Origin of the sequence: Streptomyces novaecaesareae (assembly GCF_000716875.1) — a bacterium.
GTDB lineage: Bacteria > Actinomycetota > Actinomycetes > Streptomycetales > Streptomycetaceae > Kitasatospora > Kitasatospora novaecaesareae.
Genome location: NZ_JNWQ01000119.1, coordinates 1 through 15,966, shown reverse-complemented (window position 1 = coordinate 15,966; position 15,966 = coordinate 1). Strand labels below are relative to the sequence as shown.

Here is a 15,966-nt window from a genome sequence, read left to right as displayed (position 1 = left end):
GCGTCAGATGTGTATAAGAGACAGGGGTGGGGCCGCGGCGGCGGGCTGCGGCTGGTGCGGGTAGCGGTACGGCCGGGCGGGGTCCGGCAGCGGGGTGTAGCGGGGTTGCGGGGTGCCTTCGGCCGGGGGCAGCAGCGGGAGCAGCCGCGCGTGCACCGTCTGGGCGTCGGCGGGGCGGTCGGCGGGCTGCTTGGCGAGCAGGTCGAGGACGAGCCGCTCCAGCGGCGGCGGCACTTCGGGGCGCAACTCCCGTAGCGGGACGGGCGGTTCGTCGACGTGTCGGCGCAGGACGCCGAGCGCGGTGGGCGCCCGGAACGGTTCCTCGCCGGCGAGCATCTCGTGCAGCAGGCAGCCGAGCGCGTAGAGGTCGCTGCGCGGGTCGGTGGTGGCGGCGAGGGCTTGTTCGGGGGCCATGTAGGAGGGGCTGCCGACGGGTACGCCGGTGAGGGTGAGCCGGGTGGTCTCGGTGTCGAGGGCGGTGGCGATGCCGAGGTCGAGCAGGACGGTGCGGCCGTCCTCGCGGACCATGACGTTGCTGGGTTTGAGGTCGCGGTGGACGACCGGGACGGCGTGGACGGCGGCCAGCGCGGTGCAGAGCTGGGCGGCGACGGCCACCGCGCGCTCGATGGGGAAGGGCGCGTCCTCGGCGATGAGGTCGGCCAGGCTGACGCCGGGGATGCGCTGCATCACGAGGTAGAGCTCGCCCTCGTCCTCGCCGGCGTCGAAGACGGTGACCAGTCCGGGGTGGTCGAGCGCGGCCGTGACCCGGCACTCGCGCAGGAAGCGGCGGCGCAACTCGTCTCCGTGTCGGCTTCGTTCGCCGTCGGGGCCGGAGCCGGCGGAGCCGCCGGGGAGCAGGTGCTCGGGGCGGAGGAGCTTGACCGCGACGGGGCGGTGCAGGCGTTCGTCCTGGCCGGCCCAGACCTGGCCCATGCCGCCGTGGCCGATCTTCTCGGTGAGTCGGTAGCGGCCGGCGATCAGCCGGGTGACGGTCACGGACGGTCCTCGCGGGCCTGACGGCGCAGCAGTTCGCCGAGTTCGCGCAGGTCGTGGGCGGTCCCGGGAGCCGGGGCGGCGGGTGCGGCGGGTGCAGCGGGTGCCGCAGGTGCGGCGGGCACGACAGGCGCAGTGAGCTCGCTGAGCACCGCATCGGCCGTCGGCGCGGGAGCCCCGTACCCGGGCATGGTCACCGCGTACGGCGCGGCGCCCGGCGCCCCGTACGGCGAGGCGTACGGCGCGGCGTACGGCGGCGCGGCCTGCGGCGCGGGGCGCCCGGACTGCCAGACCGCGCGGCTGTCCATCACCAGGAAGTGCACCGTCGGCGCGAACCACAGCACGATCAGGGCGATCTGACCGGTGGCGTCGGCGGTCGGGGCCTTGATGCTGCCCGCGATCCCGGCCGAGACGAAGAGGGTCAGCAGCAGCCCGCAGAACACCGCCGCCCCGACGATGTCGTAGACCCGCCTGCGCCGGACGGCCAGCAGCAGCGAGGGGACGACCCCGAGCAGACCGACGGACAGCAGCGGGGCCAGCGCGCACAGCACCCGGGCGGGCACCCCGAACCGTCCGGGTATCGGCGCCGGGGCGGCCACCACGCCCGGCCCCGCGCCCGGCCCGTACGGCGTGCCGCCGGGCGGCGGTCCGAACTGCCCGGGGTACTGCCCTGACATGCGCGCTCCTGAGCTGGTGAGGACCGGCACCGGTGGCGGTGCGAGCGGTTCAGCACACCGTACCGCCCGGCCCGGTGGGCCCGGAGGCCTTCCGTCCGCTCGGTGCCGCATCGGTATCGCGCCGGTACCGCCCCGCTACCGGCCGGGCGCCGGGCCGACGCTGAGCCGCCGTCATCTCACTCGGCGGGCGGCGCCAGGGTGCCCGTCGCCAGCCCGTCCGTGGCCGCCTGCACGAGGGTGCGACCGAGGGCGGCGGCCTGGCTCAGGGCGGTGTCGAAGGCGGCGAGGCGGGCGAAGGCGACGCCGAGCCTGTGCTGGGCCGGGAGCGGGAGGCGGGGCAGCTCGACCCGGCGGATGTCGAGGCGGGCGGTGGTGGTGGCGTGGCTGGCGGCGCGCCGGGTACCGGCGGTGGAGCGGAAGTGGCCGGCCAGGAACTCGGGGTCGAGGGCGGCCGGGTCGGGCCGCAGCAGGTGGAGTTGGCGGCCTAGGGCGACGCCGACCAGCGGCCCCTCGGCGGGGACGACCCGGGCGGTGCCGCCGCCGAGGGCGGGGACGAGGACGTCGCCGGGGCGGGTGCGGACGTCCCCGGCCGGGCCGGTCCCGGCCGCGAGGACGGCACTGGGGGCGGTACCGGCGGCGAGGTCCTGGTCGGTGACGACGGGGGTGCCGCCCGCTCCCCCGGCGGACGGGCGGGTGGCGGCGCCGGCCCCGGAGGAGTAGACCTCCAGCGCACCGCCGCGGACCAGTTCGCCGATGGTGACCACGCCGGCGGAGGCGGTGGCCGGCACCGTGGCGGGCCCGGCGGCGGGCTCACCGCCGGACTGCGGCAGCAACGTGGCCGGGTCGGCCAGGGCGGCCAGGAGCTCGCTCAACCGGCCGCCGAGGTGGGAGAGTTCGGCCGCGCCGCCGAGCGGGGCGGCGGGCGGGACGTGACGGGCCGGGGAGAGGTCGGTCTCGTCGTCGAGCAGGTCGATGGCGGCGACGGTCCGGTGGACACCGGGGCGGTCGGCGGGTACCGGCCGGCCCTCGCGGGCGGCCAGGTCGAAGCCGCGCCAGGCGTCCAGGACGGTACGGCGCAGGGCGGGCCAGTCCACCTTGTCCCGGCCGCCTTCGGGGGCCTGCGCCCCCGCGGTGCCGGCGGAGGGCGCCGCCCCGGCGTCGAGCAGCAGCACCTGGCGGAAGTCGTCCCCCGGTTGGGGGGCGCGCAGCACCCACAGGTGCAGGGGGACGCCGTACGGCGGGGCGGCGCCGGCGGGCAGCGCGATGACGGCGCGCAGCGCGCCGGAGCGGAGCAGTTCGGCGCGGACGCGGCGGCCGGCCCGGCGGGCGGCGACGGTCGGCGGGAGCAGGAGGGCGGCGAGGCCGCCGGGGCGGGTGTGGGCGAGGCAGTGCAGCACCCAGGCGAGTTCGGACTCGCCGCGGGGCGGGACGAGCCCGCCGGGCCAGCGGGCGTCGAACTGCAACTCGTCGTGGCCCCAATCCCGTTCGTTGTAGGGGGGCTGGCAGAGCACGGCCTCGAAGGTGTCACCGGGGTAGCCGTCGGACCGCAGGGCGTCGCCGGTGCGCAGATCGAGCGGGAGCGGCCCGGGCTCGTCGGCCGGGGTGTGCAGGGCGAGCCGGAGCCCGGTGAGGGCGGCGGCGACCGGGTCGGCGTCCTGGCCGTAGCGGCCGGTGGTCGGCGGGTGGGCCAGCAGGACGGCGCCGAGGCCGACGGCCGGGTCCAGCACGGTTGCGGGGACACCGGCGACGGCGGCGAGCAGGTCGGCGGCCTCCGGCGGGGTGGGGCTGAGCTGCCGGGTGTTGGCCTCGGCGTGGCGGGTGAGCAGCTGCTCGTACGCGCCGGCCGGTCCGGCGTCGGCGGCGAGCGCGGCGAGCAGCCGGGCCAGGTCCAGCTGGGTGCTGCCGAGCAGGCCCGGCAGGCCGAGGAGGCGGGCACCGTCCGGGCCGAAGGTGTGAACGGTGGTGTCGGACACGGCCCGGGGGAGGGCGAGGGCGAGCCGGGTGTCGGGCTGGTCTGCGAGTTCGGCCCAGCGCGCGGGCGCGCGGTGCAGCAGCAGGAGCAGGGCTCCCGCCTCGACCAGCGGGGCGGCGGGGTGGCCGGCCGGGTCGCGGAGGGTGTCGACGAGCTGCCAGGCCCGCTCCAGCAGCGGGAGTTCGGCGATCTTGCCCTGGGCGCGCAGCCAGCTCTCGACCTCGGCGAGCGCGAAGGTCGGGCTGGCGTCGGTGCCGCCGGCCGGGCGGGGGAAGTCGGGGTGGCGGCGGCGCCAGTTGCTGACCGCGGCCCGGCCGACGCCGGCCAGGCGGGCGATCTCGACGGCGGTCACTTCGGGGCGGTCCGGCACGGGGGCTCCTTCGGTGGGGCTGTGACCGCACAGCGGGTCGTTGTGACCGCACAGCATAGCGATGCACCTTCCGATCCGAGTTCACATGTGAACAGAGGTCTTTTGTGAAATCCCATTGACATGGTTCACGGCCGAGTGGTGTGATCTCTCCGTCGCCACCGAACGGGGTGACACAGGGAACGACCACCGATCACCGGGAGACACCCCATGTCCGCGAACGCCCGTCGCACCGCCGTCCGTCGCACCGCCACCCGCCGCACCGCCGCCCTGCTGCTGGGCGCCACGCTGGTCGCCCTCGGCGCGACGGCGTGCAACTCCACCGGCGGCGCCTCCGTCTCGACCGAGGCGAAGCAGACCGCGGCCGCCACCGCCGGAGCCTCGGGCGCCGCCAAGCCCGCCGAGACCAAGCCCGCCGACGCCCCCAAGGCCCCCGCCAAGGTCGGCGACACCATCGCGCTCAAGGGCATGGACAAGGCCAACACCGCCGACGTCACCGCCGTGAAGGTGGTCGACCCGGCCCAGAGCGCCAACGAGTACCTCACCCCCGAGGCCGGCAAGCGCTACGTCGCCGTGCAGTTCCAGATCAAGGCCACCGGCACCCAGGCCTACAGCGAGGCCCCCTGGGGCAGCGCCAAGGTGGTGGACACCCAGGGCCAGGCGTACGGCCCGAGCCTCGCCGAGACCAAGGCCGGCCCGGCCTTCCAGACCCCCACCAACATCGCCCCCGGCGAGAGCGGCAAGGGCTTCGTCACCTTCGAGGTGCCGTCCGACGCCAAGCTCGACAAGGTCCAGTTCGCCCTGGACAACGGCTTCTCCAACCAGGTCGGCCAGTGGAAGATCGGCTGACGCCTCCGTACACGGCCGCACCCCGGGCACACCCGGCCCCACCCCGGCCCCACCCCGGCCGCATGCCGGGCACACCCGGCCGCACTCCGGGCACACCCCCAGCCGCACCCGCCCGTACACAGCAGAACGGCGGCCCCGGGCAGAGCCCGAGACCGCCGTGCACCACCGGGGCCGGTGCTACTTCTTCGCCCCCGCCAGGTCGTCGAACATGGCCGACAGGAACTCGCTGCACCAGCCCAGCAGTTCCCGGCCGACCAGCGGCTTGCCGCCGATCCGCCCGGTGCTCGGGCGCGGCACCAGCAGCTGCTGGGCCGCCGCCTTGACCTGGCTGCGCGGGTACAGCCGGTTCAGCCGCAGCTGCTGGGACTCGCGCAGCTCCACCGGCCCGAAGCGCACGTTGGCGCCCTGCAGGGTGATGTCCGCGATGCCGCACTGCCGGGCGTACAGCCGCAGCGCCGCGACCAGCAGCAGGTTCTCCACCGGCTCGGGCAGCTTGCCGTAGCGGTCCACGAGTTCGTCCCGGACCTGCGTGATGTCCGCTTCCGAGTTGACCGCCGCGATCGAGCGGTACGCCTGCAGTCGCAGCCGCTCGCCGGGCGCGTAGTCGTGCGGCACGTGGGCGTCGACCGGCAGCTCGATCTTCACCTCCAGCGGCTCCTCCTCCGGTTCCCCGCCGCCCGCCAGCGACTCGCGGAACTCGGCCACCGCCTCGCCGACCATCCGCATGTAGAGGTCGAAGCCGACGCCCGCGATGTGCCCGGACTGCTCGCCGCCGAGCAGGTTGCCCGCGCCGCGGATCTCCAGGTCCTTCATCGCGACGTACATGCCGGCGCCCATCTCGGTGTGCTGGGCGATGGTGGCCAGGCGCTCGTGCGCGGTCTCGGTGAGCGGCTTCTCCGGCGGGTACAGCATGTACGCGTAGCCGCGCTCGCGGCCGCGCCCGACCCGGCCGCGCAGCTGGTGCAGCTGGGAGAGGCCGAAGGTGTCGCCGCGCTCGACGATCAGGGTGTTGGCGTTGGAGATGTCGATGCCGGACTCCACGATCGTGGTCGACACCAGGACGTCGAACTCCTTCTCCCAGAAGTCGACGACGACCTTCTCCAGCTGGGTCTCCCCCATCTGCCCGTGCGCGGTGGCGATCCGCGCCTCGGGCACCAGGTCCTTCAGCCGGGCGGCGGCCTTGTCGATCGACTCCACCCGGTTGTGGATGTAGAACACCTGGCCCTCGCGCAGGAGTTCACGCCGGATCGCGGCCGAGATCTGCTTCTCGTCGTACGGTCCGACGAAGGTCAGCACCGGGTGCCGCTCCTCCGGCGGGGTGGTGATGGTGGACATCTCGCGGATGCCGGTGACCGCCATCTCCAGGGTGCGCGGGATCGGGGTCGCGGACATCGTGAGCACGTCCACGTTGGCGCGCAGCTTCTTCAGCTGCTCCTTGTGCTCGACGCCGAAGCGCTGCTCCTCGTCGACGATGACCAGGCCGAGGTCCTTGAACCTCGTCTCGGAGGAGAACAGCCGGTGGGTGCCGATGACGACGTCCACCGAGCCCTCGAACAGCCCCTCCAGGACGGCCTTGGCCTCGCTGTCGGTCTGGAAGCGGGACAGCGCCTTCACCGTCACCGGGAAGTTGGCGTACCGCTCGGCGAAGGTCGAGAAGTGCTGCTGCACCAGCAGCGTGGTCGGCACCAGCACCGCCACCTGCTTGCCGTCCTGCACCGCCTTGAACGCGGCGCGCACGGCGATCTCGGTCTTGCCGTAGCCGACGTCGCCGCAGATCAGCCGGTCCATCGGGACGGACTTCTCCATGTCGGACTTGACCTCGGCAATGGTGGTCAGCTGGTCCGGGGTCTCCGCGTACGGGAAGGCGTCCTCCAGCTCGCGCTGCCACGGGGTGTCCGGGCCGAACGTGTGGCCGGGGGCGGCCATCCGCGCCGAGTACAGCTTGATCAGGTCGGCGGCGATCTCCTTGACCGCCTTCTTGGCCCGCTGCTTGGTCTTCGCCCAGTCCGCGCCGCCGAGCCGGTGCAGCGTCGGGGCCTCGCCGCCGACGTACTTGGTGACCTGGTCGAGCTGGTCGGTCGGCACGAACAGCCGGTCGCCGGGGTGGCCGCGCTTGGCCGGGGCGTACTCCAGCACCAGGTACTCGCGGGTGGCGCCCTGGACGGTGCGCTGCACCATCTCGACGTACCGGCCGACGCCGTGCGCCTCGTGCACCACGAAGTCACCGGTCGCCAGGGCCAGCGGGTCGATCGCGTTGCGGCGCCGGGACGGCATCCGGCGCATGTCCTTGGTGGAGGACCGCTGGCCGGAGAGGTCGGTCTCGGTGATGACGGTGAGCTTGAGCCGCTCGTCCACGAAGCCGTGCTCGATCGAGCCGCAGGAGACGTACACGACGTCCCGGGTGGGCGCCTCGGCGAGGTCGGCGACCAGCCGGGCCGGGATGCCCTCGTTGCCCAGCACCTCGGCGAGCCGGGAGGCCGGCCCGTGGCCCTCGGTCACCATGACGACCCGCCAGTCGGCGGCCAGCCGCTCCTTGGCGTCGGCGATCGCCCGGGCGGTGTCGCCCCGGTAGGCCTCGACGGCGTGCATGCCGAGGGTCAGCGTGTTGGCGTCGAACTCAAGGATGCCGTCGACCATCGACTCGCTGGTCGCGAAGGGGCTGACGGACCACCAGGGCAGCCCGATCTCGTCGGCGTGCTCGCGCACCTCGGCGAGCGAGCGCAGCGAGGCGGCGGAGACGTCGATGGTCTCCAGGTCGATCGGCCGGTCCCCGCCCGCGGCGGCCGCGACCCAGGAGGCGTGCAGGAACTCCTGACTGGTCGCCACCAGGTCGGCGGCGCGGGTGCGGACCCGCTCGGGGTCGCAGACCACCGTGACCGAGCCGAGCGGCAGGACGTCGACCAGCAGCTCCATGTCGTCGACCAGGACGGGCGCCAGCGACTCCATGCCCTCGACCGCGATGCCCTCGGCGATCCGGTCCAGGATCTCGGCCAGCCCGGGGTGCTCGGCGGACAGCTCGGCGGCCCGCGCCCGCACCTCGTCGGTGAGCAGCAGCTCCCGGCAGGGCGGCGCCCACAGGCCGTGTTCGGCGATCTCCAGCGAGCGCTGGTCGGCGACCTTGAAGTACCGGATCTCCTCGACCTCGTCGCCCCAGAACTCCACCCGCAGCGGGTGCTCCTCGGTCGGCGGGAAGACGTCCAGGATTCCGCCGCGAACGGCGAACTCGCCGCGCTTCTCGACCAGTTCAACGCGCGCGTAGGCGGCCGCGGCGAGCCGGCGGGCCACCTGGTCCAGGTCGTGCGACTCACCCCGCTGGACCGCCACCGGCTCCAGCTCGGCCAGCCCCTTGACCTGCGGCTGCAGCACCGAGCGGACCGGCGCGACGATCACCTGCACCGGCCCGGCCGCCGGGTCGTCCGCCCGCGGGTGTACGATCCGGCGCAGTACGGCCAGTCGGCGGCCGACGGTGTCCGAGCGGGGCGACAGCCGCTCGTGCGGCAGGGTCTCCCAGGCCGGGAACTCGGCGACCGCGTCGGCGGGCAGCAGCGAGCGCAGCGAGGCGGCCAGGTCCTCGGCCTCCCGGCCGGTCGCGGTGACCGCGAGCACCGGACGGCCGCGCTCCCCGGCGGACTGCCCGGCGAGCGCCCGGGCCAGCGCGGCGATCGCGAACGGCCGGGCGGCGGGCGGTCCGACCAGGTCCAGGTGGCGGCGGCCGCCGGCCGCGGCTCCGGTGGCGGTGGCCGCCTCGATCGCCTCGGCGAGCGCCGCGTCCCGGGCGACGACATCGAGCAGTCCGGTCAGACTCATCTGGGGTCTCTTCTTCGTCCCGTGGCTGGTGCTGCCCCCGGGCGGCGAAGGCCCGCCAGGGCAACGCGAACGGCCCGGCGCGCCGAGCGGCCGGGGGTCTCCAGCCTACGCCGCGGCAGGGACCCGCACGCGGCGTACGGCCCCGGCGGGGCCGGGCGGGGACGAACCGCCTCCCACGCCCCCGCTGCTGACGGGGACATGACCGGGAACGAACCACTGGACGGAGCACCGGACCGCCGGTGGACGAACCAGCCCGGCGCCACCCCGGGCCGGGGCACAGCCATCCGCCACGAACTGGACATACTCCTGTCACTGGCCGTCCATGGAGATCGCGCACCATGGTGAACGTGCCCGCCGCACCCAACCGTGGGGGATGGCTGCAGCGGCACTGTCGCACCCCCGATGGGGGTCGGAGGTGCGAGGCCGGGCGACCCTGGGTGGGGGCGCCCGCCCAAGCGCCGGGAACCGTGGCGCCCTTTCCTGGAGGGCGCCACGGGTCTCGGCCTCCTTCGTTCTCCGGGCTTCCTTCTCCGACCGCCGGCCCGCCCGCTTCCGGACGACCGCACCGCCCGGTCCGCGCGCGGAGCCGCGCCGGGAGCTACCAGCTAGCGGCGGCGGTAGCTCACGGTGTTGGGGGTCGCGTAGTCGGCGCCGTCGTCCACGATGATGATCTTCGGGATGATCCGGGTCTCGTCCGCCGGCGTCCCCGGCTCCCCCTCGACGTCGCCCGCCGTGCCGGTCCCGGTCCCGGTCACGGGCTCGGGCGGGGAAACCGGCTTCGGCGGGACCGCGGCCGGGGCGACCGGGCCGGTCACCACGGGCCCGGCGGGCGCCTTGGCGGCGCCGCCGCCGACCACCGGCGTCCGCGGCACCGCCGCCTTCTCACCCACAACCCCGGCCCCAGCCGAAGCCGCGACCGGCGCCGAGGCCTTCCGCAGCTTCGGCAGCGGGATCTCCCCGGTGTCCGCCTCCGAGTCCACCGGCACCGCGTCGACGACCGCGTCCGCCGGAGCCGCGTCCGTCAGAGCCGCGTCCGCCGGAGCCGGGGCCTGGGCCGGAGCCGGAACCGGAGCCGCGGCGGCCGCCGCCGCCGCCGCCAGCTCGGGCTCGATCTGGCCGACCGCCGCCCCCGTGAGGGAGGCCAGCGTGGCCTTGATGTGGTCCAGGTGCTGCTGCACCGTCTCCAGCCGGGTGTCGAACTCGCTCTGCTCCTGCTCGCTCGCCGTGTTGATCTTCTCGGCCTCCCGGCGGGCCTGCTCGACCAGCTGGTCCGCCTTGGCCTGGGCGTCCGTCTCCAGCTGCTTGATCCGGCTCAGCACGGTCTCCCGGTGCTGCTCGGCCTCCTTGACCCGGCGCTCGGCGGTCGTCGAGACCTCGGCGTCCTCGGCGTCGGCCTCGGCCTGGGCCGCGGCGAAGGTCTCGTCGGCCTGGCGGCGCCGGGCGGCCAGCTCGGCCTCGGCCTGCTCGCCGGCCTCGGCGGCGGCCACCCGCACCTTGGCCGCGTAGGCGGTGGCGGTGTCCCGGGCGGTGCGGCTCTCGCGGTCGCACTCGGCTCGGATGCCCTCGGCCTCGGCGCGGGTGCGCTCGTCGGTACGGCGGGCGGCCGCGTCGGCCTCGGTACGGGTGGTGGTGGCGTAGTCCTTGGCGGCCCGGCCGAGCTCCTGCCCGGCGTCGTAGACCTCGTCCCGCAGGTCCTCGGAGAAGCGCTCGGCCTTCTCCCGGACGGCGCGCGCCTCGTTCTGGGCCATCGTGGCCAGTCCTGCGGCCTGCTCGCTGAGCACCTCGTAGTCGGGTTCCGGGGCCTCCTCGGCGGCCCGGCGGATGTCGTCCAGCCGGGCCTCCATCTGCCGGATCCCGGCGCCGAGGACGCTCAACCGTTCCCACGCCTCGTCGCGCTGCGCGGTGAGCGCGGCGAGGGCCCGCTCGACCTGATCGGGCGCGTAACCACGCCGGGCCTGGGTGAAGCCGTGCTGGGGGACGGCGTCGCTCATGGGCTCTTCCCCTCGTTCTCGCGGGCTGCGGAGCCCATGATCGGACGGAACGGCCGGATCCGGAACCGGTTCGGAGCCGGGGGCCGGATTCGGCCGTCGTACGGACCTGAATACGTCGAGGACCGGACGACTAGCCCCATCCTCTTGACCTATTTTGCGCAGATCTGGGCGAAACCCCAACGAGGCACAGCCACGGCGGCACACCGGAGGGGCCGTCCCGGACACCGGAACGACCCCTCCTCACCTGCGAGGATCCACGACGGTCCGCTACAGCAGACCGTCCCAGAACTGCTCCAGCAGCACGGCCCACCAGGTGTCCGCGTTCTGCAGGGCCGCCGGGTCGATCGCGGCGAGCTGGGCCTGGAAGTCGGTCGTCCAGCGACCGGCCTGGTCCGGCGTCAGCCCGTACCGCAGCCGCCACATCCGGCCCAGCAGGGCCAGCGCGCGGACGAACTCCGGTACACCGCTGTTGACGAACCGGGGCGGCTGGGCGGTTCCATCGATGTCCACGGCGACCACGTTCGCGGTGCCGTACTGGACGCACAGCTGCCGGCCGTAGTCGTTGCCCAGCACCAGGTAGCCGCCGAAGTCCGGGCCGCCGGCCAGGCCGCGCTCGGCGGCCAGCTCGGCGAGCGTCGGGATCGGACGGCCCTCCTGCGCCTGCGCCCAGAAGAACGGCCCGAAGTCACGCGGCAGCCCGGCCCACATCAGGGTCTGGGACACCGGCTCCGGCACGCCCTGGCGGGAGACGGCGCGCTGCTCGTAGCGGAACAGGTTCTGCCCGAAGGCGGCGCCGACCTCCTGGGCGAGCTGCTGCGGCGGGAGCGGCGGCAGCGCCTGGACCGTCCCGGGCGCGGGCGGCGGCACCCGGAACGGGCGGACCCGCTGGGCACCGGAGGCCAGCTGGTGCAGCTCGTCCAGGTGGTCCAGCAGCTCGGCCATCCCGGCCTGCCGGGATGCGTGGTCACGGCCGTACGGGGCGGTGTGGGTGAGCCGCACGTTCGGCCAGGACGCGGCGATCATGCGGTTGCAGTAGCCGCCCGGCAGATCGCAGGACTCCAGCTCGGTGTAGAGCTCCAGCACCTGCTCCGGCGGCACGTTGAGCCGGCGCAGGTCCTGCAGGATCTTCCACTCCGGGTGCGGGGTGCCGGGCTCGCTGCGGTGCAGCAGCTTCTGCTCCGAGCCGTCCGGGCCCCGGTAGCTGAGCGCGGCGAAGTAGCCCGGGCCGACCGCGGGCACCCCGGGGGGCACCGGCGCGGGCTGCGGCGAACCGGTCACCGCCGCCGGGGGGACGACCCCGGCGGCGCCGCCCGCGTTCGGGTAGCCGTAGCCGGCCGCGGGCGCCGCGGGGGCCGCCGGACCGCCGGGCGGCGGCGGAACGGCGGGGCCGCCGGACGGCGGGGTGCCGGGGTCCGCCGGGCCGCCCAGCAGCGCCGGGTCGATCGCGCTCGCCAGCTGCGTCGCCTCGTACGCCGACCCGGCCGCGGGCGTGCCGCCGGACGGCGTGCCCTGGGGGGCGGGCGCCTCGGCGCCGCGCAGGCCCGCCGGGGGCGGGGGCGGCGGGGCCGACCCGGCTCCGCGGCCACCGGGGGCGCCGGACGGCGTGCCGGTGCCCGCGGTGTGCTTCAGCCCGGCGGGCGGGGGCGGCGGCGGGGCGGAGCCGGCGTTGCGGCCCAACCCGGCCGGGGCGGCGCCCGCGCCGGGCGAACCGGCCGGGCCGCCGCGCAGCGCGGCCGGCGGGGGCGGCGGCGGAGCCGAAGCCGGAGCACGGCCGAGCCCGCCCTGCGGCGCACCGGCGGCGGGCGGCTCCGCGGCCGGGGTGGCGGGGGCGCCGGGCAGGCCGCCGAGGCCGGGTACTCCGCCGGGCGGGGCCAGCATCGTCGGCGCGTGCTCCACCGGCGCACCGGGCGGCGTCGCCGGAGCGCCCGGCAGACCGCCGAGACCGGGCACGCCACCGGGCGGGGCCAGCATCGTCGGCGCGTGCTCCACCGGCGCACCGGGCGGCGTCGCCGGAGCGCCGGGCAGGCCCATCAGCCCGGGCATGGCGTCCGGCGGTGCGAGCAGCGTCGGCGCCGGCTCGACGGCCGGGCCGGGCACGGGAGCCTGGGCCGGCGGTGCGGCCGGCGGTGCGAACGGGGGCTGGGCCGCCACGGGTGGGACGGCGGACGGCGGGACCGGGGGCATGCCGTACCCGCCGCTGCCCGGCGGCATCAGCATGGTCGCGGCCTCGGCACCGACCGGCGCGGGCGCGTCGGGCAGGTCCGCGCCGCTGGTCCGCAGACCCTCGGGCATCAGCACGGTCGCCGCCTCGGCACCGACCGGAGGCACAGCGGGCGCGACGGGCGCGGCCGGCGGCGGCAGCGGCACGGCGGCCTGCGGCTGCGGCTGCGGCTGCGGCTGCGGTGGCACGACGAACGGCCCGTCCTGGCTCGGCGGCGGGGCGAGCATCGTCGGCGCGTCCCCGGCGGGCCGGTCGGACACCGGCGGCTCGGTCAGCACCGCGGCCGCGGGCGCCGCGCGGCCGGGCAGCTCCTCGGTGGCCGCGAGCGCCGCCGGGCCGGGCAGCTCCTCGGTGGCCGCGAGCGCCGCCGGGCCGGGCAACTCCTCGGTCGGCGCGAGCGCCGCCGGGCCGGGCAACTCCTCGGTCGGCGCGAGCGCCGAGTCGGGCGCGGCGGCCTGCGGGCCGGCCGAGCCGCCCCCCAGCCGCTCCGCCTCCGCCGCGATCGCCGCGGCCCCCGCCTCCTGCAGCCACTGCGGCGGGCTGAGCAGGAAGGAGGTCGCCTCCACCGGCCCCGGCGCGGGCTTCGCCGCCCCGGCAGGGTTGGCCGCGACCGGCCGCCCGTAGACCTCCTCGTACTGCCGGACCACCTCGTTGACGGGCAGCGCCGGCCAGAGCGTGCTGGCCCCCGAGTCGCGGGCGATCACCAGCCGCGCCTCACCCGAGCCGCTCGAACCCTCCGCACCGCCGCCCGGGCCACCGCCGGGAACGCCGCCAGGACCGGCGGCCCCGTCCCCGGGCGCCACCGCCCAGCAGACGAAGCCCAGGTCGAACTCCCGGACCCGCACCTCGCGCTGCTGCGCGCGCGGCACACCGCCGTTGATCCACTCCTCGGCGAGCTCCTGCGCCTGCGCGTACGTCACCACGCCCGGTTCACCCCTGTCCGCATCCTCGTCGTCCCCCGTTCCACCAGCACCACCGCGCCCACCGGCACCACCGCCGCGCGCATCAGCCCACCGGGACGGCCCGGGCGAACCCGCCGTCCACCATCAGCTCCGCGACCGTCTCCAGCTCCGGCGGGCTGCCCGCCAGCCGCAGCAGGAAGGCGTCGAAGTCCTCGCCGCAGGGCAGCAGCAGCCGGGCGCAGCGGTCCTCCGGGGCCTCCGGGCCGCCGGAGTCGCGGGCGTCGTCGTACAGGTGGAACCAGACCGAGCCGGCCCGGTCGCCGCGCACCTTGAGCGCGACGAGGCCGCCCTGCGCGTAGGCGATGCCCAGGTAGTCCTTGGTGAGGTGGTCGCGCAGGCACTTGTTGGCGTACACGACGTCCTCGGTGCCGTACTCCTCGCTGAGGGTCAGGAACGGCTGATCGAGCAGCAGGCCGAGTTCGGTGTCCAGGGCCACCCCGACCGGGGCGCGGCCGCCGCCCAGCTTGAGGAAGGTGCGGTAGGCGCCGGGCAGCCGGTAGCCGAGGCGCTCCTCGGCGCGCTGCACCAGGTCCTCGGGGACGCCGATCGGGTCGCCGCCGTCCCGGGCCAGCGAGAAGTGGACGGGCCGGCGCTCCTGCAGCGGGCGGGTGCCACGGCGGGTGTGGTCGGCGGAGGACGTGGCCAGGCCGCCGTGGTGCCGCAGCAGGGCCTTGACCTCGACCGGGACGAGTTCCATCCGCCGCCAGCCGGGGGCGGCCCGGCCGACCGCGTGGTGCCAGGTCCAGCCGGGCGGGGTGGCGACCGCGGTCTCCAGGTCGGCCCAGAGCGGGTGGCCCTGGGTGTAGAGCGCGGCGTTGGCCGAGACGTAGTCGGTCAGCCGCAGTTCGTCCACGCCGAAGCCCTCCGGCGGGTCGGCGACCTCGGCCGCGGCGGCGGCGTAGGGACCGAAGTCCGGGTAGCCGTACTCGTCCACGCTGACCCCGGCGGGGTGCCGCTCCGCGCGGACCGGGTCCGGGAACTGCACCACCTGGCCTGCGTACGCCGCGTTCGGTGCGGCGGCGACGCCGGGCCGACCTGTCGTCATCTGGGAGCCCCCACTGGCTGCTGCAAATACTCGGTGCTTGCTGGGCACCAGCCTAGGGCCTGTGTTCAACCCCCGGTCCTGGGGAGAACCCTTCGGGAGAGCCCCGGGAGAGCCCCTGCACAGGCCCCGCACAGGCCCCGCACCTCACCGCCGCCCGCCGGCGGGCGGCGGGCGGCGGGCCCGTCCCGGTGGCCTCAACGTCCGTCGCGGGCACCGGAGTCGGCCCCGCCACCACTGCCCCGGCGGCCTGCCCCGTCCCGGCGGCTCGCTGCCGGGACGGTACCGGCCGCGGCCGCGACCCGGGGGCGGTTTCGGTAAATCAGTGGACAAGTCATGACGAGCGGGCGCGCATTCGGCCAGCATCGGTTGGCGCCCGGGTGGCGCCCGGGTGGCGCCCGGCCGCTCCGTCCGGTCGGTCCGCCCGGTATCCGCCACGCCCGCACCCCGGTTGTACGGATGTCGGTGTCGTTTGACAGGCTTGCCCAGGACCGGCCGGGCCACTCCGGCCGACGCCGGGTAACGAGGAGGAGGACGACGGATGACCACCGGTGAGCCGGCGGACCCACCAGTGCTGCGCCACCACCGCGACAGCCTGCTGCCCGCCGTCGCCGCCGCGCTGTCGCTCAAGGGCGGCGAGGTGCACACCCTGGCGGGCGACAAGGACGCCCGTCGCCCGGTGCTGCACGGCCTGGTCACGGACTTCCTGGACGCCCTGCCGACGGAGGCCCGCGAGCGGTTCACCGGCCGCTGCCCGGAGGCCGTCCTGCTCTCCCAGTACCTGACGACGGTCGACGGCCGGCGCTCCAAGCGCGCCGCCCGCAAGCCGATGACCCTGCACGAGGCCCGCAAGGCGCTCAAGGGCTCCCGGATGACGACCGTACGGATCCGCGAGGAGGGCGATCCGGCGCACGGCACCCACGCCCCGCCGTGCCGCTCCTGCGCCCCGATGCTGGAGCACTTCACCGTGCAGAGCGTCGCCGTCGGGCCGCCCGCGCGCTGACCGGCCGAGCGCCGGCCCGGCCCGCCCCCGGTCCGTCCCCCTGTCCCCGAGCCCTGGAGTCCGCCCTGAACCCGCCCAGCCC

The 15,966-nt window shown here is 76.0% G+C and carries 8 protein-coding genes and 1 pseudogene; 2 read left to right on the top strand and 7 right to left on the bottom strand.

The features are described from left to right. Window positions 1-24 precede the first annotated feature (24 nt). The 3 genes and pseudogenes from OP86_RS30225 to OP86_RS30215 form a co-directional block, all read right to left on the bottom strand. A pseudogene (locus OP86_RS30225) lies at window positions 25-996 on the bottom strand (serine/threonine-protein kinase); the annotation flags it as partial. After that, a complete protein-coding gene (locus tag OP86_RS30220) occupies window positions 993-1,670 on the bottom strand; it encodes a hypothetical protein (protein ID WP_030062030.1) in 678 nt (225 codons plus the stop codon). The gene OP86_RS30220 and the pseudogene OP86_RS30225, both read right to left, overlap by 4 nt. Window positions 1,671-1,846: 176 nt before the next feature. Continuing rightward, entirely contained in the window at window positions 1,847-4,012 is a 2,166-nt protein-coding gene (locus OP86_RS30215) for an N-6 DNA methylase (RefSeq protein ID WP_030261004.1), read from the bottom strand. 207 nt (window positions 4,013-4,219) lie between these two features. Between OP86_RS30215 and OP86_RS38920 the strand changes: the two genes are divergently transcribed. Next, on the top strand, window positions 4,220-4,858 hold the full coding sequence (locus OP86_RS38920) for a DUF4352 domain-containing protein (RefSeq protein WP_030062028.1): 639 nt from the start codon (window positions 4,220-4,222) through the stop codon (window positions 4,856-4,858). A 177-nt stretch (window positions 4,859-5,035) separates the two neighbouring features. Here the strand turns inward: OP86_RS38920 and mfd are convergent, their stop codons facing one another. From mfd to OP86_RS30190, 4 genes are all read right to left on the bottom strand, one after another. Continuing rightward, on the bottom strand, window positions 5,036-8,665 hold the full coding sequence (mfd, locus tag OP86_RS30205) for a transcription-repair coupling factor (protein ID WP_030261001.1): 3,630 nt from the start codon (window positions 8,663-8,665) through the stop codon (window positions 5,036-5,038). Window positions 8,666-9,270: 605 nt separating this feature from the next. Then, window positions 9,271-10,656, bottom strand: a complete 1,386-nt coding sequence (locus OP86_RS34125; RefSeq protein ID WP_051831005.1) for a coiled-coil domain-containing protein — start codon at window positions 10,654-10,656, stop codon at window positions 9,271-9,273. A 267-nt stretch (window positions 10,657-10,923) separates the two neighbouring features. Then, window positions 10,924-13,800: an SUKH-4 family immunity protein gene (locus OP86_RS30195; RefSeq protein WP_033334033.1), complete on the bottom strand. Its 2,877-nt coding sequence runs from the start codon at window positions 13,798-13,800 to the stop codon at window positions 10,924-10,926. Between the two features lie 82 nt (window positions 13,801-13,882). Further along, window positions 13,883-14,884 (bottom strand): HNH endonuclease, encoded by a 1,002-nt coding sequence (locus OP86_RS30190; protein WP_030062643.1) that lies wholly within the window; start codon window positions 14,882-14,884, stop codon window positions 13,883-13,885. 538 nt (window positions 14,885-15,422) lie between these two features. On the opposite strand from OP86_RS30190, the gene OP86_RS30185 reads away from it, so the two are divergent. Beyond that, the gene (locus OP86_RS30185) at window positions 15,423-15,884 is read left to right on the top strand and encodes a YwqJ-related putative deaminase (RefSeq protein WP_051831003.1); all 462 of its coding nucleotides are present in this window, start codon (window positions 15,423-15,425) and stop codon (window positions 15,882-15,884) included. The last annotated feature ends 82 nt before the right edge of the window (window positions 15,885-15,966 follow it).

Coding starts and splice junctions, on each gene's coding strand:
- OP86_RS30220 (WP_030062030.1), bottom strand. CDS start 1,670: ATGTCAGGGCAGTACCCCGGGCAGTTCGGACCGCCGCCCGGCGGCACG.
- OP86_RS38920 (WP_030062028.1), top strand. CDS start 4,220: ATGTCCGCGAACGCCCGTCGCACCGCCGTCCGTCGCACCGCCACCCGC.
- mfd (WP_030261001.1), bottom strand. CDS start 8,665: ATGAGTCTGACCGGACTGCTCGATGTCGTCGCCCGGGACGCGGCGCTC.
- OP86_RS34125 (WP_051831005.1), bottom strand. CDS start 10,656: ATGAGCGACGCCGTCCCCCAGCACGGCTTCACCCAGGCCCGGCGTGGT.
- OP86_RS30190 (WP_030062643.1), bottom strand. CDS start 14,884: ATGACGACAGGTCGGCCCGGCGTCGCCGCCGCACCGAACGCGGCGTAC.
- OP86_RS30185 (WP_051831003.1), top strand. CDS start 15,423: ATGACCACCGGTGAGCCGGCGGACCCACCAGTGCTGCGCCACCACCGC.